The sequence below is a fragment of the Variovorax sp. P4_B11 genome, from assembly GCF_056402355.1.
Genome location: NZ_JBFUHO010000044.1, coordinates 1 through 17,581 on the forward strand (window position 1 = coordinate 1; position 17,581 = coordinate 17,581).

Sequence of the window (17,581 nt, forward strand, 5' to 3'; positions counted from 1 at the left end):
GTGCTCTTGGCCGAGGCCGAGGTGCCCTACGACCAGGTGTTCGAGATGGAGGACATCAACGGCGAGTTCGGCCAGGCCGACGTGGCGATCATCCTGGGGGCCAACGACGTGGTGAACCCGGCGGCGCTGCAGAAGGGCACGCCGATCTACGGCATGCCGATCCTGGAGGCCTACAAGGCCAAGACCGTGATCGTGAACAAGCGAAGCATGGCCGCGGGCTATGCGGGTCTCGACAACGAGCTCTTCTACATGGACAAGACCATGATGGTCTTCGGCGACGCCAAGAAGGTGGTCGAGGACATGGCCAAGGCCATTGAATGAGGCTTTGCTGATGAACGCAACAAGACAGAGCGCTGGCGACTCGGAGGGCGGTGTTCCCGTCAAACGTGGTCAGGATCAAGGTCTGGAACAGCCGCGGGCCGGATCTTCTGGCCAGCGTCTTGCTGGTGAGAGGCCGGTGCGCTGCTGGGCCCGTGGTGCGCGAGATGAGTGCATTGCGCCTTTGAATCGTTCAGGTCGCCGCGGTCCCCGGATCCTCGTCCGATAGCGGTTCAGTGCCTGTCCACGTATTTCATCCAACCCGTCTAGCGCATCCCGTGCCGGACCCTTCCAAAGGCCCACGAAATGACCCTTTCCCTCCAAGGCAAGATCGCCGTCGTGACTGGCGCAAGTACCGGCATCGGATTGGCCATTGCCAAGCGGTTTGCAGCCGAAGGTGCCAGCGTTGTTGTCACCGGTCGGCGCGAGCAAGAACTTGGCGTTGCGGTCGCCGAAATCGGGGATCGAGCCTCCGGCGTCCGTGCCGACGTCTCCAGCTTGCAGGATCTCGACACTCTCTTCGAGACCGTCAAGCAAACCCACGGGCGCATCGACGTCCTGGTCGCCAATGCGGGAGGCGGCAGCATGGCTGCGCTGGGTGCGATCACGGAAGACCTGTTCGACCAGACGTTCAGCACCAATGTGAAGGGCGTGCTCTTCACTGTTCAGAAGGCGCTTCCCCTGTTGGCGGATGGCGCAGCAGTGATCCTGATCGGTTCGACCAGTTCGATACATGGCATACCCGCATTCAGCGTCTACAGCGCCTCCAAGGCGGCCATTCGGAATTTCGCCCGTAGCTGGATTCTGGACCTGAAGGGTCGCAACATTCGCATCAATGTCCTCAGTCCCGGACCAACGAGGACGCCCGGGCTGGTGGGACTGGTCCCGGTCGAACACCAGCAGGGGCTGCTCGACGGTTTTGCAGGCCGGATCCCGATGGGCCGAGTTGGGGAACCCGATGAAATCGGCAAGGTCGCAGTCTTCCTGGCCTCGGACGCTTCGAGCTTCGTCACCGGCATCGAGCTGTTCGTCGACGGCGGCATCGCGCAGATCTAGAGCGATGAAGCTGTTCAACCTGCTCAGCGCAGGTCTTGGCCGCAGCTCCCGCGCTTGGCCAGACCGCATCTTTGATCTCAGCGGCCCAGCGCGTCAGCTTCGTCGATCAATTGAAGCCCATTGGGCTCAGCACCAGGCGCATCGGACTGATCGAGACTTCGATCAGGTGGGGCAGGCGGCCGACTTTCCAGGCGCCAAGCTGCTGATCGTTTCGGGGCGACAGTCCCCAGCCATCGAATCCGCTTAAGCCTCATGACCGGAGCAGCCGCTGCGCACGGCATTCCCTTTCTCTGCCCGCGGATATGACGAATATCGTATTCGTGCGGCGCTTCACCACTGCACCCCAGCCTCTTCCACTTCCTGCAAGGACCCGACCATGAAACTCGACAACGCCACCGTCCTCGTTACCGGCGCCAACCGCGGCATCGGTCTCGCTTTCGCCCGCGGCGCGCGCAAGGTCTACGCTGGAGCGCGCGATCCAGCCAGCGTCACGTTGGCCGGCGTCGAACCGATCCGCCTCGACGTCACTCGGCCCGATGACATTGCCGCTGCCGCACGCCATTGCGGCGATGTCACGCTGCTGATCAACAACGCCGGTATCGCGACGCTCGGCGGATTCCTTGCCGAGGGCAGCGTCGAGGCCGCCCGTGCCCAGTTCGAGACCAATTTCTTTGGACCGCTGCGCATGGCGCTCGCCTTCGCGCCGGTGCTCGCCGGCCACGGTGGCGGTGCGATCCTGAACGTCCTGTCGCTCGCGAGCTGGATCACAGCGCCCCGTCTCGCAACCTATGCCGCCACCAAATCGGCCGCCTGGTCACTGACCAACAGTCTGCGCCAAGAGTTGCGCGCCCATGGTACCCAGGTACTGGGCATGCACATGGGCTTCGTTGACACCGACATGGCGCGCGGCAACGATCAGCCCAAGTCCAGCCCGGACGAGGTGGTGCGCCGCAGCCTCGACGCCCTCGAAGCCGGAGCCGAGGAGGTGCTGGCCGACGAGATCACCCGGCAAGTCAAGCAGGGCTTGTCGGCCGAGCCGGGCGTCTACCTTCGGACGACCTAAGGCTGAACTGCCTTCCGGCAAGCTGCTGCCCCGCACCTACCTGATCGAACGGTAACCAAGAGCCCATAACATGACAGAAGCTCAAACCGGCACCAAGCCCATCCTCGAGTCTCATGCGTTTGACGTGGCTGCGCTGCGGGCCTATCTTGAGTCGCGGGTCGACGGCTTCCAGGGCCCACTCACGGTCGAGCAGTTCAAGGGCGGGCAATCGAACCCAACCTACAAGCTCAACACGCCGGAGCGCTCTTACGTGATCCGCTGCAAGCCCGGCGCGGCGGCGAAGCTGCTGGCCTCGGCGCATGCGATCGATCGTGAATTCACCGTGATGCGGGCGCTGCGCGCGACCGACGTGCCGGTCCCGGACATGTACCTGCTGTGCGAAGATGAATCCGTGATCGGCTGCGCCTTCTACGTGATGGAGTACATGTCCGGCCGCGTGATGTGGGACCAATCGATTCCAGATGCCGACGACACGCGGCGGAGCCGAATCTACGACGAGATGAACCGCGTGATCGCCGCGCTGCACAACGTAGACATCAAGGCAGCGGGTCTCGAGAACTACGGCAAGCCGGGCTTTTCGAGCGCCAGATCGGCCGCTGGACGAAGCAGTACCAGGCTTCGATCACGCAGCCGATCCCCGAGATGGATCGGTTGATCGACTGGCTCCCTGCGCACATACCGGCCAGCGCGCGCGACGAGAGCCAGGTGTCGGTCGTGCACGGCGACTACCGGCTCGACAATCTGATGTTCCACGCCACCGAGCCACGCGCGATCGCCGTGCTCGACTGGGAGCTCTCGACCATCGGCCATCCGCTGGCCGACTTGAGCTACCACTGCATGTCGTGGCACATCCAGCCGGGCCCTACCCTCGGCATTCGCGGGCTCGACCTCGCCGCCCTCGGCATCCCTGACGAGAAGAGTTATGTGCGCCGCTACTGCGAGCGGACCGGCCGCGCCGACCCCGACGCAGTGATGGCCGATTGGAACTTCTACCTCGCTTACAACATGTTCCGGCTGGCTGGCATCCTGCAAGGAATTGCCAAACGTGTGGAGACGGGGACAGCGTCGAGCGCGCAGGCAAGGCAAGCGAGCGACGGTGCGCGGCCGCTTGCGCAGATGGCTTGGGCGCTTGCGCAACGCGCTTGAACGAGCGCGCGCCTACTCCAGCGATGCCCTCGGCCGTGTCCTCGACACATGAAGGAGAGTACCTCTGGTTCGCATGAAGAAGTGCAACCAAGCGCGGTAGCGGTGTCCGAAGGCGCGCACCACCGCCGGGTTGTTTCGATCCTCAGACGATGACGTCTCCGGGACGTTCAAGTTCAAGGATTCCAGATCAATTGTTTGGCTATGCGAGAGAAGGTCCGCTCGGACAACGCTTCTTCACTGGTGCCTTCACAGATCATGTCCTCGACGGCCTTCTCCGCATCGTCGAACACCATCATGGTCTTGTCCATGCAAAACGATTTGTGCTCCAGCACGTCCATATGGGCGTGGAATGCGCTCGGTCACCGGGTGGATCGCGTACTCCATCCTCACGCCCTTTTCCGTGAGCTTGGCCACGAATTCTTGCCGGCCGCGGCGCAGCCGGAGTAGCAGTTGAGCATCGAGACGACGGCCGGCATGTCCGCGCCGTTGATCGGGACAAAGACCGCCGCGTTTACCAGTTGTCGTTCAGCTCGGCACCAGATGTTGCATGATGCTGACCTTGTCAGCCCAAATCCTTGTTCGGCTTGACCAGGTACTTCTCTCCAGTCGACGCCTTGCTGTAGGCCGCGATGGCGTCGAGCTGCAGCGCTTCAGCCATCGACACCTCGCGCGTGTAGTGGCTCGCGAAGGTAGTCTTAAGTTCGGACGCCACGCGCTGCTTCAGTCGTTCGGCCTCGGCCGCGCCGACTTTCTGCAGGAACGGGAACAGCAGCCAACCGCCCATGCCCCACGACATGCCGAAGCCGCGAGTGAATTCCGTCGCCCCCCGATCGAGGCTGCCGTAGATATAGACCTGCTTGTGCACGGTCGAGCCGTAGCGATTGAATTCCTTCGCGTTACGGTTTGCGGCGGTTTCCATCGCCATGAGGATCTGGCCGGCCAGCTTGCCGCCGCCGATTGCATCGAAGGCCAGCGTCGCACCGGTTTCGGCCAGCGCGTTCGTCAGGTCGTCCATGAAGGTCGGCGACGTGCTGTTGCAGACGTACTTCGCGCCGAGTTCGCGCAGCAGCGCCTCGTGCTCTAGCTTGCGGACGATGTTGACGAGGCCGATCCCGTCTTTCAGGCAGACCTTGTTGAGCATCTGCCCCAGGTTCGACGCCGCCGCGGTGTGGACCAGCGCGGTGTGGCCTTCTCGCTTCATCGTCTCGGTCATGCCGAGGGAGGTTAGCGGATTGACAAACCACGATGCGCCCTCGGCGGCCGCCGTGCCCTCGGGCAGCGGCAGGCACTGGGCGACGTTGACCGCGCAGTACTGCGAATACATCGCGCCGCCGATCACGCCCACAGTCTTGCCGAGCAAGGCCTGCGCGACCGGTGAACTCCCGGCGCCGACCACGACGCCGGCGCCTTCGTAGCCGACCGGCACGGACTCGTCCAAACGGCCCGCCACGGCCGGCAGCATGCGCGGCGGCACGGTGGCCGTGACGACTGGGCGGTCCGCCGTGCCGGAAGCCCTCGCGGTCGACATGTCGGCCATGCCGAAGAGCACCATCAGGTCCGAGGGGTTCATCGGGGCCGCGTCGATGCGCACGAGCACCTCGTCGGCTTTCGTTTCGGGCATCGGCACCTCGGCGAGCGAGAGTTCAAGCTCGCCGCCGGCGCGGACGATGGAGCGGAGTTGCAGCTGCATGGGGGTGTCTTGTGAATTGGACGAAGGCGGGTTCATGGAAGCTGAACGCCTCCGATCACCAGGACTCGCGGAAGGGCCGCACTTCCGTCAGGAACGACCAGGCCGAACGTGGCTGGTGGGTGACGTGCCAGACCTCTTCGGCGATGTCAGATGGCTTGCAGAAAAAGTCATCCGGCTTGTCCGCCAACCGCGCGCGGGCCCAAGACACGTCGATGACCGCGTCGATCATCATGAAGGACACGTGCACGCCCCGGGGGCCCATCTCGCGGGCGATGGACTCGGCCAGAATGCGCTGCGCCGCCTTGCTTGGCGCAAAGCCGGCAAAACCGGCCTTGCCACGGACGGCCGAGGTGTTGCCCGTTACTAGCAAGGCGCCCCCCCCTGCCGCCTCCATCCGCGGCGCCGCCCACCGAGCCAGGTGCAGCAGCGCCATGACATTGATCTGGAAATTCCTCTGGAGGACTTCCGGCTCGATGTCGAGGAAGTTGCCGAAGGCCCCACCCACGGCGTTGTGGATCACCACCTTGGGGACGCCGGCACGTTGCTCGATAGCATCGAGGGCCGCTGCTAGCGCGGCAGGGTCGGCCACATCGCAGGGAACCGCAAAAGCATTCGGAAGTTCACCCTCGAGATCGGTCAGGCGCTCGGCCGTGCGCGCGAGCATGGCCACCTGGTAGCCGCCGGCGTGGAACCGCCGGGCCATTGCCGAGCCGGTGCCCGGCCCTACGCCAGTGATGATGACAAGCGGCCTCATGCGGCGCGCTCCAGGCGATCCTGCACGAAGTGCAGGCGGTCATTGCCGAAGAACATGTCGTCCCCCACGAACAAGGTCGGCGAACCGAATACGCCGCGCGCCGCCGCCCCGGCGGTTGCCTCGTCCAGCAGCGCCTGTGCGGCTGGCGAGTCCATCCGCTTTTCCAGCGCCTCGGCATCGAGCCCCGCGGCACCCAGCAGGGCCGCGACCTCGGCCGCCGTCGCCAGCGGCGCCGCGACCGACCAGAACGCATTGAAGATTGCCTCCACCGCCGCAGGCATGGAGCCCAGTTGCCCGGCCACGAGCGTCGCGCGCAGTAGGCGGCTGGCGTCGATCTCCGACGCCTGGGGGTGCCGGTTGTACGGAACCCCGTAATGGTCAGCCCATCGGCGGACGTCGGTCGATATGTAGCGGCCCTTGGATGCGCAGGTGATGCTCGTCGGCACGTTTCCCACCTGTTTCATCAGAGCCCCGATCTCGAACGGATGGAACGCGATCTCGACATCCATCTTCCGGACCTTAGACAGGGCCAGGTAAGTGTAGGGGCTGCGATAGTCGAAGTAGAAGTCGAGCGTTTTCATTTGGGGTTCCTTTGAGAATCCGGGGTTGTGAATGATGTTCATCGTCCGCCGCCGACTCCGCTCTCGCTTGTGAACTTCGCGAGATAGGGGCCGAACTCCGGCGCGAAAGCGGGATCGTTCGCGAGGCGGTCGAAGTGCGCCATGGCGCGGGGAAACCGCTCTCGGGCGTTGCCCAGGAACGGCGCCTTGCCGAGCGCAATCAGCACTTCGCCACGGGCCAGTTCATTGTGGAAAAGGGCGAGTTCACAGGCGAAGCAGATGTCGGCCAAGCTCACCCCCTCGCCGACAAGGGTCTGGCGGGTCGGCTCCAAGGCCCTGTCGATCCCGGCCATGTAGGTCGTGAACGCCTCGTCGGCGCGAGCATGGACGTCCGCTGCGAGTTCGGAGCCTTGCATGGCGAGGAGGTAGATTTGCGCGTCGCGACCGAACACCAGACTGACATCCAGAAAGCTGTCGATCCGCGAGGCTTCGAATGGATCGTTGCCATATAGACCGCTCTGCTCCGCCTGACGAGCGACTGCGCGCATGATGCTGTTGGACTCGAAGATGCCGACCTGCCCGTCCCCGCTGAAAGCCGCGGGGACCGTTCCGAACGGCTGAGCTACAAGAAAGGCGTCGGTCTTGTAGAGCTTGCGGCCCTTGAACCCGATGCGGCCCATACGCTCAGCGGCGGCGCGTTCCTCGGGGGACACTTCGCTCAACGGGCGGGCGTCGAAGTCCCAGAGCCAGTCCACCAGTTCGCCGCCCGCAGCGCCCCGCACTTCCAAATCGACGCCGCCGATGCGCGCGGCGATGACTGCCTTCCACACACGAGGATTGGGCAAGTAGGAAAAGATTCGCACCTCGGCCATCGCGCTGTCTCCATGTGCGCCGACAAGTCGATGGCGCAGTTGTTCGTCCAGCGGGCTGTGGGGCCGGCGACTGCCAACACCATCCACTGTTCATGCCCCATTCTGCATGACGATCATCATCCTGTCTATCGAATTGCTTCGCCAAAAGATGTTTCAACTGCACTGGTTTGCTCGGAGACGGGATGCATCAATCAGAACGCGACGGCATGGCCCTGGCTGGTCCATTACTGGAGCGTCGACCGTGCAGCGTGGCTGTTGCAGCCGCCTGGAACAAATGGCTCGAACGGTCTGGGCGCTACTTGGCCCTGGACGACGGGCATGTCCGCCAAAGCGTGGCAAGCGTGCATTGCTCGAGCGGCGGGATTACGCTTTGAAGGAGGCAAGCGACCGCGCGCGAAGCGGGCCAGACAGGTCGGGCCCGAATGAGATCACTCCGATGAACAACCTGAGCCACAAAGGTCGGCCCACACATGGGAGCAACTTGTAGCCCGGGCTGAGCGCGCGCCGAGGGGAACGCGGCACCCCCAGTGCCGCGACTCAGGCTTCGTCCTGGTTGCCTGAGAGTGTCCGCTCATTGGGCTCGTTGAACGCCACCAACTGCTCGCGCACGCTGCGGAGCAAGTCGTCCGAACGGGCCGGGTCTGCCATCACCCGCGACAGGGCCAGAGCGCCAACCATGGCGCTGACGGCCAACATCGCTCTGGAATCATCGTTGTCGCCAAGGTGGCGCCGAGCGGCGGCAATATAGTCCTCGATAGAGCCTGACATGACCGCCCTGGACTGGGCGTCAGCGCGTCCGACATCGGAGATCAACGCCGACACTGCGCACCCAGTGCTGCGCGAGTCCCGATGGCTGGGGCTCAGATAGTCACTGACGAAGCCGGCGAAGCCGGTCGGACGCGCTGATTTCTTTCGCGCCGCCGATCGACGTACGCCATCGACCAGGGCCTGCCTGAGGGCCTGGGCGAGCAAGTCCGCGCGAGATGCAAAATGGCCGTAGAAGCCGCCATGTGTGAGATTCACGCTCTTCATGAGCTTGCCCACGCTCACCGACTCAAGTCCGCCGTCTCGAATCTGGTCGGCGGCCTCCCTCAGGATGCGCTCTCGACTCTGCGCCTTTTCAGCCTGCGAATGTCCCAAGGCAAACGCTCCTATGAAATCTGACGATCTGGATGACGGTCAACATCTCATTGTAGGCATTGATGATCCCATGATGCATTTGCGCCTCCTCTTCAAGCTAGCGGGAGCAGAGCTCGAACCAACTGATGCGGCATGGACAGGAATCGGCAGTGATCCGAGCCCAGTTGCAGCACCTGCGTCCTGTTTGCGGCGTCGGGATTTTAGCGATACTCATGGACAGCCTGGACGAGCAGCTCAGGACACTTCAGCAACTGCAGGCAGACATCCGTCTCATCGAAGCGACGGCAAGCGCAGCAAATGCGAGAGCTGCCAGCCCGCAAGGCTGTCGCAGAACTCCCCGGCATTGAACTTCTAACCGCGACTGCCGTGGTCGCCAGTATGGGGACGCCGTCTGCGTTCAAAGATGCTCGGGAGTTTTCCGCTTGGGTCGGACTGGTTCCTCGTCAGACTGGTGCGGGCGGGCGGGTCAGGCAGCTCAGCATCAGCAAGCGTGGCGATGCCTACCTGCGAACGCTCCTCATGCATGGTGCTCGAGCGGTCGTGATCAGAGACATCCTGGGTCAACCTTGCTCGCTGGAGGCGAGCTTGAGGGCGCCAAGCTGGCGCGCCGGGTCATAGGTTGTGTGATCGGTCCAGGCACGCCAGATGACGCGCAACCACGGTCGTGGGCGATCTCGAAGCGCTCGAGCACGGTGCCCGAGGCGTCGATGACGCACACCGCGTGGGTATGCACGGCCCAGTCCAGGCCGGCAAACACGTTGCTGCAAGCATTGGTACTCATGGACAGACACCTGGAAGTTGCGATATGACTGTCCGTGTCGGAAGGCGCGCAGAAGCTCATAAATTGGCGCTCCAGCTGGGTAGGCCTGGCGCTACATCCTGCGGCCCGTCGTGGCCTTCCGGCACCCTGCGGGCTGCGGGTCTCACTTGGGCCTCGGCAAGCGCAGCAGGCAGTCACCGCAGGGGCACGGAAGTCGCTCGATACCTTCGATCGTCTCCTTGGTGGCGTCAATGCCGCAGACACGCGAAGACCACGCGCTGAACACGGGTTGACTGCCGGGTGCTTCGCAGTTGTGGACAACACGGTTCGTGGCCTGACAAAGGGCCAGCGCGTTGTCCACAACCAAGCCCGTGAACAACCCTGCGCCGCGGCCTTTCGACGACCGTCAACACCAGCGAGCTTGCCTTATGAGCGGGGAAGTTGAGCGCGGCCAGCACGCGGAACGTCACGTCCTCGCGCAGCTGCGCCAGCTGCGCGCGATCTTGCGTGAACTGACGTTGAAGTTGAAGAGCATGGTTCTACCTACTTGGCCGACCACGATGCCATTCGGACGAGGCCCCGTGCACTCAGGCCGTTGCAGGCGGCTGCAGGCACTTTCCGCATCGCTTTCGGCCCACGCACAGGGCGGAAAGTGCCGACGGTGCAAGGCCCGATGCCCAGGCAGACGGACTTCAACCAGACGCTTTGTGCCGACAGGGACGGATTCAGCCTGCACGCCGGCGTACGCTGCAGCACTGAGACTACTTCGCCTCTACGATGGCCATAGTGATGCGCGACACGCAGGTCAGCTGGCCCTCGTCATTGGTCAGATCGATCTGCCAGACGTGCGTCTTGCGCCCAATGTGAACCGGCCGAGCGGTGCCTGTGACCCAGCCCTGCATCACGCCGCGCAGGTGGTTGGCATTGATGTCCAGGCCCACGGCAAGCAGGCCCTCACCGCAGCAAATCTGTGCCGCGACAGAGCCCAGCGTTTCGGCCAACATCACGGAGACACCGCCATGCAGCAGACCAAAGGGCTGCCGGGTGCGAGCATCTACCGGCACACGGCCCCGGATGAAATCGTCGCCAATTTCGAGGAATTCGATGCCGAGATGGCTGGCCGCCGTGTCCTTGTTGCCGGCGGTGATTTCCTCGATGGACATGGATGTCTTCCAGATGCGCATGGCTCTTACTCTCCCAGTGAAGTGACGTCGACCGTAACAAAGAATTCATTTACCCACCGATCGGACTGACTCGAACGGCCCATGAGGCACGACTTCGGATTCGCTTCGAAGCGGCTTCGCGGCATCGCGGCATCGCGGCATCGCGGCATCGTGGCATCGTGTCCGCGCCTCAACTCAACTCAAACCGAACCGCCACGGCGAGCAACATCGCGTGGACAGCGTGGATAGCAGCCTCACCTCCGCACCACACCGCCCGCATTCATGCCGCCATCGATCACGAGTTCGGTCCCAGTCACGTACCGCGACGCATCGGACGCCAAATACAATACGCCCTGCGCAACCTCCGCGGCCTCGCCCACGCGCCCCAGCGGCGTTGCTATTTTCGCGCGCTCCTCGGGATCGATCGGCGCGTTCTGGCTGCTACCCTCGGCTTCGTTCGGGATCTTGCCCCAGATCGGCGTGTCGATGATCCCGGGATGCACCGAGTTGACGCGGATGCCATCGCCAAACGTTGCGCATTCCATCGCGATCGCCTTGGCGAAGAGCCGCACGCCACCCTTGGTCGCGCAATAACCGGAAAGGCCGGCCCCGCCACGCAGGCCCGCCAGCGACGACATCATGATCACGGAACCACCGCCGGTCTTGCGCATCGCCGGCAGGCAATGTTTCACCGACAAGAACACGCCGTCGAGATTGATCGCGATCTGCCGCCGCCAGTCTTCCAGCGACATCTCGGTGATCGACGGCACCGATATGCCGATGCCGGCGTTCGAGACCAGCACATCGAGCCGGCCAAAGCGCTTCATCACCTCTGCCACGACTTCGATCCAACGCGCCTCGCTGGTGACGTCATGATGCAGGAAGCTTGCCTCCCCACCAGCCTTCTTGATTCGGGCGGCGACTTCGGGGCCCTTCAAATCGTCGACATCGGTCACCATGACAGATGCGCCCTCGCGCGCCAGCAATTCGGCAACCGCCTCGCCGATGCCGGAAGCGCCGCCGGTCACCAAAGCGACCTTGCCTAGAACTTGTCCCGTCATTTCTTCATCCTGCTTGATGGTATTGGTTGTTGAGTCACCGGATCACGACTGGTCCTTGATCCAAATGCGAACGCCACGTGACACAGCAAAACCGATGCCGCGGCCGCGAGGGCAGAGAACTCGTCACTGCCTGTACTCTTCCTAGATTCTTAGACTCTCTGCGGAAACTGGCGGCGTGAGTGATTTGAGATTTTTGCCGGTACCTGAATCGCGCATGGAGGCACGCCGCTCGCGGAAAGCGATGAGTTCACCCATGATTCCACGACGGAACATGAGAACGCAAACCATGAAGACGAGTCCGGTGACCATGGTAATCGACTCGCCGAGCGTCTCGAACCACTGCACCGACGTCAGGCGTGCAAGAAGATTGCCCAAGTCTCCGAGTTTGTTCTCGAGAAGCAAGGTAATCGCCGCACCAACGAGCGGGCCGGAAAGCGTACCGAGTCCTCCAATCAGAGTCATGAGAACAACTTGGCCAGAGGCGCTCCAGTGCACGTCGGTCAGCGTGGCGAATCCGAGCACGAGTGTCTTTAGCGAACCTGCGAGTCCCGACAATGCTGCCGAGAGCACGAATGCCATGAGCTTGACTCTGGCCGGGTCGTAACCGAGCGACAGGGCGCGTGCCTCGTTCTCCTTGACGCCTTTGAGTACCTGGCCGAACGGAGAATGGACGATACGCACGATGAACAGGAAGCACGCCACGACTATCAGCAACACAAAGTAGTACATGACCAAGTCACTGGCCAGATCAATCGCGCCAAAGAGTTTTCCGCGGGGGACTCCCTGGAGACCATCTTCGCCACCCGTGAATCGCGCCTGCACGGCAACAAAGAAGATCAATTGCGCCAATGCCAGCGTGATCATTGCAAAGTACAGGCCCTCGCGACGCACTGCCAGCGCGCCGAAACACAACCCGAGCAGCGCGCCTGCAAGCGTGCCGGCCAAAAGAGCAAGTTCGGGGGTAAGGCCAAGCGCCTTCACAAGATAGCCGGCCACGTAAGCCGATCCGCCAAAAAAAGAGGCGTGGCCGAGTGAAAGCAATCCGGAAAAGCCGAGAAGCAGATTGAACGCAGACGCGAACAAGGCAAAACACAGCAGCTTCATGAGGAACACCGGATAGACGCCGAGGAAGGGCGCCGTCAGCAGTGCCACCAGCAGCAGGGCGTAGGGAAAAAGGTGAGGCTTCATATATCGCGGTCGAATCTCAGGACGGTTATCTGTTGCCGAACAAGCCCCGAGGACGGAGCAAGAGCACGGCGGCCATGACGACGAAGACCACGGTGGCCGACGCTTCGGGATAGATCAACGTGATCAAGGCTTCCAAGACGCCCAGACCCAGCCCCGTCAGGACGGAACCCATGATCGAGCCCATGCCTCCGATGACCGCTACAGCGGATACGACAATCAGAAGGTTCTGGCCCATCATGGGCGAAATCTGCGAGATAGGCGCGGCGAGCACGCCCGCGAATCCAGCAAGCGCGGCGCCAAGCGTAAAGGTCAATGTCACCATCCGCGGCACATTGACGCCGAACGCCTCAACCAATTTTGGGTTCTCGGTTCCGGCACGCAAATAGGCGCCGAGCTGCGTCCTTTCAATCGTGTACCAAGTCACCGCACAAGCGGAGAGAGACGCGACCACAACCCAAGCGCGATAGTTGGGGAGCATCATGAATCCTACGTCGGTCGCACCGGAAAGGGATGACGGAACATTGAAGGGAAGACCAGAGACGCCGTAAACCGAGCGGGCAAACCCCTCCACGAACAAAGTGAGCCCCAATGTGAGGAGCAACCCGTACAGGGGATCGAGCTTCGAGATCCGAGCCAGAAGAGATCGCTGCACCACAAGTCCGAACAATCCGACGATCGTCGGTGCAATGAAGAGCATCGCCCAGTAGTTGATGCCGAAATACTTCAGCCCCATCCATGTCAACAGGGCGCCAAGCATGAACAACATGCCATGAGCAAAGTTGATCACGTCGAGCAAGCCGAAAATCACCGCCAACCCGAGACTCAGGATTGCGTAAAAGGAGCCGTTCACCAATCCGACAAGAAGTTGGCTCAGCAGCGCTGACGCTGAAAGGTTGAAAATGTCACTCACGGTTACACCCCCAACAGTGCGCTCAACGTGGGCGCCCTTTTGTCCAATTCCCCGGCGGTGAAGTGGTCGACAACGCGCCCGTGTTCGATCACATAAAAGCGATCTGCCAAGCCGGCAGCAAATCGGAAATTCTGTTCGACCATGAGAATGGTGTAGCCCTTGCGCCGAAGCAGCGAGATCATGTTGGCCAAGGCTTGGACGATGACGGGGGCCAGGCCCTCCGAGATTTCATCGAGCAGCAGCAGTGATGCGCCAGTACGCAGAATGCGGGCTACCGCCAACATCTGCTGTTCGCCTCCTGAAAGTGTGGTGCCACGGCTGTGGCGGCGCTCGGCGAGATTCGGGAACAACGAATAGATCTCCTCCAGGCCCATCTCGGGCACCGGTCCCACAAGACGCGGAGGCAGGAGTAGATTTTCTTCGCACGTCAAGCTCGCGAAGATCCCTCGCTCTTCTGGGCAGTAGCCGAGTCCCAAACGGGCAATGCGGTGCGTGGGCAATCCGATGGTCTCCGTGCCGTTGACGCGGATGCTGCCTGTTCGCTTGTCTGTCAAACCCATCACCGCCCGCAGCAGCGTCGTGCGTCCAGCCCCGTTGCGCCCCAGCAAGGCGACGACCTCATGAGGACGAACTACCATATCCAACCCGTGCAGGACTCGTGACTCGCCGTAACAGGCATGCAAGTCTCTTGTTTCCAGCGCGGAAATCACGACGATGACCTTTGATCGGCCATCACCGGTGAACCCATGTATGCCTCGACGACTCTTGCGTCCCGCGAGATCTCTTCATAGCTCCCCTCGGCAAGGATCGAACCGCGCTGAAGGACGGTGATGGTATCGGCGATGTTGGAAACAACACTCATGTTGTGTTCCACCATGAGTACCGTTCGTCCCAAAGCGACTCGCTTGATCAGCGCTGCAACTTGGTCAACATCGGCGTGGCCCATTCCCTGGGTGGGTTCGTCCAGCAACAAGAGCTCGGGCTCCGGTGCAAGCGTAGTTGCAATCTCAAGGGCGCGCTTGTGACCATACGACAGGCCCGCCGCCTTTTGGTTGGCAAATTCGGAAAGACCAACGCTGTCCAGCAAGGAGTGCGCCCGATCGTCAAGCCGCCGCAAGCATGTTTGGGCCCGCCAGAACTGATAGGTCGTCCCCATCGCACGCTGCAGGCCCAACCTTACGTTTTCAAGCAAGGTCAGATCCGGAAAGACCGCGCAAATCTGAAAGGAACGGACCATGCCTTGCCGAGCGACCAACACCGGCCTGTCACGCGTTATGTCAGAACCATTGAAAAAGATGCTTCCGGAGGTTGGCTGCAGGAACTTGCTCAACATGTTGAAGCAAGTGGTCTTGCCCGCGCCGTTGGGACCGATGAGGGCATGGATCGTTCCGCGTCGCACTGACAAGTCAACGTCACTGACCGCCGTAAATCCGCTGAACGATTTGGTCAGTCGATTCGTCCGTAAAATGACATCGCTCATCTGTTCATCTCTAGGCCCTGCGCACTATGGCTTCTTGACCAGGCTGCATCGTGATTCTGAAAGCGGCTGGAATGCTTCATTCCCGGGGATGACTTGTTTGATGGTGTAATAATCCCACGGCTCGGTCGATTCCGAGGGCTTCTTTATCTGCGCCAAGTACATGTCGTGGACCATTCGTCCGTCGGCTCGAATCTGGCCATTTGATGTAAAGGCATCGTCGATCCGCATGCGTTTCAGTTCGGCCATCACTTCCAGTGAGCTGTCGGTTCCAGCGGCCTTTACAGCATTCAGATAGGACGTGACAGCGGAGTAAGTCCCGGCGTGGACCTGATTCGGCATGCGCTTGTGCTTTTCGAAGAACCTACGGCTCCATGCACGTGTCTCGGCATTGAGGTTCCAGTAATAGGCGTCTGTAAGGAACAGCCCCTGGGTTGCTTCCAGGCCCATCGAATGAACTTGGAGGGTGCCGGTCATCATTGGCGCAATGACTTGCTTTGGCATGAGGCCAAACTCGCGTATGGCCTTGATCGCGTTGACTGCATCTCCGCCGGCGGTTGCGAGAACAATTCCCTTGGCCCCTGATGCCTTAGCCTGAAGGATGATTGACGAGAAATCGGGGGTATTGAATGGATGCCTCACCGAACCGATCACCTTGCCGCCGGCGGCCTTGATCGAAGCCGTGGCCTCCGCTTCCAAGGATTGCCCGAGCGCGTAGTCCACTGTCACGAAGAACCACGTATCGATGCCTTGCTTCGTCAATAACGCGACCTGCGGCCGTGATAACGCATACGTATCCCATGCGTAATTGACCGTGTAAGGGGAGCATTCCTCGTTCGTCAACCGGGTCGTGCCTGCGCCGGTCACCATCAGGACTTTCTGCTTCTCCCGAGTCACGTTGGAGACGGCAAGCGCGACCGAGGAGTTGATCGCGTCGAAGATCGCATCGACCTGCTGGGTGTCGTACCACTCGCGCGCCTTGTTGGCCCCCACGTCGGCCTTGTTCTGATGGTCAGCCCAGACCAGCTCGATCTTGAACGACGGCTTGGCGGCCGCTTTGAAGTCCTCGATTGCCATCTGCGCCGCGAGAACCGAGCCTTTGCCTGAGTCGTCAGAGAAGATGCCATTCATATCCGTCAATATGCCCAACTTGACGACGTTGTCGGATACAACTACAGACTTTGGGTCGGCCGTGAGAGCAGAAGCGGCGACGCAGATTCCGCAGAGAAGGGCGACTACTGACTTGTTCAACATTTGAAATTCCTTTGACAGGCCGAATGAGTTCGGCTGCGGCTACTTCGTACCTGCGCTTTTGCGCCTCTTGATGGAGCGCCACACGAGCTTCCCGGACTCAGATTCTGGAAGTTGAATGCAGCGCCCGCCGCCCTGGCCAGTGACTAGGTGAGCTTGACCAACTGCTTGCCAAAATTGCGGCCCTTGAGCATGCCCACGAATGCTTCGGGCGCCGCCTCCAATCCTTGAGCGACCGATTCGCGCGGGCGCAACTTGCCCGTCGCCACCAATGTGCCCAGTTCCTTGAGCGCCTCGGGCCAGACTTCCATGTGCTCGACGATGATGAAGCCTTCGACGCGCATGCGGGCGGTGACCATCAACAGGGGAGATTTCATGGGGATGGGCGCACCGTCATAGCCGGCGATCATTCCGCACAAGGCCATGCGGCTGAAGCCATTCATGCACGGCATCACGGCGTCGAGCACCATGCCGCCGACGTTCTCGAAGTAGCCGTCTACGCCGTCAGGGCAGGCCAGCTTCAAGGCCTTGGCCAGAGACGCTGCGTCTTTGTGCTCCTTGTAGTCGACGCAGGCGTCGAAACCGAGCTCGTCGGTCACATAGCGGCATTTGTCGAGGCCACCTGCAATACCGACGGCGCGGCAGCCACGGGCCTTAGCCAGCGCCCCAACGGCGCCGCCAACCGCGCCACTGGCCGCACTGACTACAACCGTCTGGCCAGCTTTAGGCTCGATGATCTTGACCAGGCCATACCACGCCGTGACGCCGGTCATGCCGACCGCGCCCAGGTAGTGCGAAAGTGGCACGTGCGTAGTGTCGACCTTGCGCAAAGGGCCAGGCACTGCTGCGTCGAGCACGCTGTACTCCTGCCAGCCACCCATGCCCACGACCTTGTCGCCGGGCTTGTACATGGGCGAGCGGCTTTCGATCACTTCACCGGCGGTGCCGCCACCCATGACTTGGCCCAGCGACTGCGGTGCGGCGTAGCTCTTGACGTCGTTCATGCGCCCACGCATGTAGGGGTCCAGGCTGAGGAAGTGATTGCGCACCAGTACCTGGCCTTCGGCAAGGGGCGGCGTCTCGGTGGCAATGAGCTTGAAGTTTGAAGCCGTGGCTTCGCCTGAGGGACGGTTGTCGAGGAGGAGTTGCTTGTTCTGGGGCATGGGTGCTTT

19 protein-coding genes and 1 pseudogene are annotated in these 17,581 nt (G+C 61.8%); 6 read left to right on the forward strand and 14 right to left on the reverse strand.

Annotated elements, in window-relative coordinates:
- The 5 genes and pseudogenes from AC1DYD_RS29210 to AC1DYD_RS29230 all read left to right on the forward strand — a co-directional run.
- Positions 1-321, forward strand: a 321-nt coding sequence (locus AC1DYD_RS29210; protein WP_478176253.1) for an NAD(P)(+) transhydrogenase (Re/Si-specific) subunit beta, incomplete at its 5' end; no start/stop codon positions are given.
- 303 nt (positions 322-624) lie between these two features.
- Positions 625-1,374, forward strand: coding sequence for an SDR family NAD(P)-dependent oxidoreductase (locus tag AC1DYD_RS29215; RefSeq protein ID WP_478176254.1), 750 nt, complete (start codon positions 625-627; stop codon positions 1,372-1,374).
- 4 nt (positions 1,375-1,378) lie between these two features.
- Complete coding sequence (locus AC1DYD_RS29220) at positions 1,379-1,621, forward strand: hypothetical protein (protein ID WP_478176255.1); 243 nt, start codon at positions 1,379-1,381, stop codon at positions 1,619-1,621.
- A 129-nt stretch (positions 1,622-1,750) separates the two neighbouring features.
- Positions 1,751-2,437, forward strand: a complete 687-nt coding sequence (locus tag AC1DYD_RS29225; protein ID WP_478176256.1) for an SDR family oxidoreductase — start codon at positions 1,751-1,753, stop codon at positions 2,435-2,437.
- 70 nt (positions 2,438-2,507) lie between these two features.
- A pseudogene (locus AC1DYD_RS29230) lies at positions 2,508-3,583 on the forward strand (phosphotransferase).
- Between the two features lie 173 nt (positions 3,584-3,756).
- Here AC1DYD_RS29230 and AC1DYD_RS29235 read toward each other — a convergent pair.
- The 6 genes from AC1DYD_RS29235 to AC1DYD_RS29260 all read right to left on the reverse strand — a co-directional run bounded on the left by AC1DYD_RS29235 (position 3,757) and on the right by AC1DYD_RS29260 (position 8,599).
- A complete protein-coding gene (locus AC1DYD_RS29235) occupies positions 3,757-3,891 on the reverse strand; it encodes a hypothetical protein (protein ID WP_478176257.1) in 135 nt (44 codons plus the stop codon).
- A 254-nt stretch (positions 3,892-4,145) separates the two neighbouring features.
- Positions 4,146-5,273, reverse strand: a complete 1,128-nt coding sequence (locus AC1DYD_RS29240) for a zinc-binding dehydrogenase (RefSeq protein ID WP_478176258.1) — start codon at positions 5,271-5,273, stop codon at positions 4,146-4,148.
- A gap of 55 nt (positions 5,274-5,328) precedes the next feature.
- On the reverse strand, positions 5,329-6,027 hold the full coding sequence (locus AC1DYD_RS29245; RefSeq protein WP_478176259.1) for an SDR family NAD(P)-dependent oxidoreductase: 699 nt from the start codon (positions 6,025-6,027) through the stop codon (positions 5,329-5,331).
- Positions 6,024-6,608, reverse strand: coding sequence for a 2-hydroxychromene-2-carboxylate isomerase (locus AC1DYD_RS29250; protein WP_478176260.1), 585 nt, complete (start codon positions 6,606-6,608; stop codon positions 6,024-6,026). Before AC1DYD_RS29250 ends, AC1DYD_RS29245 begins: the two co-directional genes overlap by 4 nt.
- A gap of 38 nt (positions 6,609-6,646) precedes the next feature.
- Entirely contained in the window at positions 6,647-7,459 is an 813-nt protein-coding gene (locus tag AC1DYD_RS29255) for a glutathione S-transferase family protein (RefSeq protein ID WP_478176261.1), read from the reverse strand.
- 537 nt (positions 7,460-7,996) lie between these two features.
- Positions 7,997-8,599, reverse strand: a complete 603-nt coding sequence (locus AC1DYD_RS29260; protein ID WP_478176262.1) for a TetR/AcrR family transcriptional regulator — start codon at positions 8,597-8,599, stop codon at positions 7,997-7,999.
- A 297-nt stretch (positions 8,600-8,896) separates the two neighbouring features.
- Here AC1DYD_RS29260 and AC1DYD_RS29265 point away from each other — a divergent pair, with 297 nt between their 5' ends.
- Entirely contained in the window at positions 8,897-9,217 is a 321-nt protein-coding gene (locus AC1DYD_RS29265; RefSeq protein ID WP_478176263.1) for a transposase, read from the forward strand.
- Between the two features lie 903 nt (positions 9,218-10,120).
- On the opposite strand, the gene AC1DYD_RS29270 is transcribed toward AC1DYD_RS29265, so the two are convergent.
- The 8 genes from AC1DYD_RS29270 to AC1DYD_RS29305 all read right to left on the reverse strand — a co-directional run bounded on the left by AC1DYD_RS29270 (position 10,121) and on the right by AC1DYD_RS29305 (position 17,572).
- A complete protein-coding gene (locus tag AC1DYD_RS29270; protein WP_478176264.1) occupies positions 10,121-10,543 on the reverse strand; it encodes a hotdog fold thioesterase in 423 nt (140 codons plus the stop codon).
- 233 nt (positions 10,544-10,776) lie between these two features.
- Positions 10,777-11,583, reverse strand: a complete 807-nt coding sequence (locus tag AC1DYD_RS29275) for an SDR family NAD(P)-dependent oxidoreductase (RefSeq protein ID WP_478176265.1) — start codon at positions 11,581-11,583, stop codon at positions 10,777-10,779.
- Between the two features lie 141 nt (positions 11,584-11,724).
- Positions 11,725-12,771: a branched-chain amino acid ABC transporter permease gene (locus AC1DYD_RS29280; protein WP_478176266.1), complete on the reverse strand. Its 1,047-nt coding sequence runs from the start codon at positions 12,769-12,771 to the stop codon at positions 11,725-11,727.
- Between the two features lie 25 nt (positions 12,772-12,796).
- Positions 12,797-13,681 (reverse strand): branched-chain amino acid ABC transporter permease, encoded by an 885-nt coding sequence (locus tag AC1DYD_RS29285; protein ID WP_478176267.1) that lies wholly within the window; start codon positions 13,679-13,681, stop codon positions 12,797-12,799.
- A gap of 2 nt (positions 13,682-13,683) precedes the next feature.
- Positions 13,684-14,391, reverse strand: coding sequence for an ABC transporter ATP-binding protein (locus AC1DYD_RS29290; RefSeq protein WP_478176268.1), 708 nt, complete (start codon positions 14,389-14,391; stop codon positions 13,684-13,686).
- Complete coding sequence (locus AC1DYD_RS29295; protein ID WP_478176269.1) at positions 14,388-15,161, reverse strand: ABC transporter ATP-binding protein; 774 nt, start codon at positions 15,159-15,161, stop codon at positions 14,388-14,390. Before AC1DYD_RS29295 ends, AC1DYD_RS29290 begins: the two co-directional genes overlap by 4 nt.
- A gap of 24 nt (positions 15,162-15,185) precedes the next feature.
- Positions 15,186-16,412: an ABC transporter substrate-binding protein gene (locus AC1DYD_RS29300; protein WP_478176270.1), complete on the reverse strand. Its 1,227-nt coding sequence runs from the start codon at positions 16,410-16,412 to the stop codon at positions 15,186-15,188.
- Between the two features lie 143 nt (positions 16,413-16,555).
- Complete coding sequence (locus AC1DYD_RS29305; RefSeq protein WP_478176271.1) at positions 16,556-17,572, reverse strand: NADP-dependent oxidoreductase; 1,017 nt, start codon at positions 17,570-17,572, stop codon at positions 16,556-16,558.
- Positions 17,573-17,581: the final 9 nt, after the last annotated feature.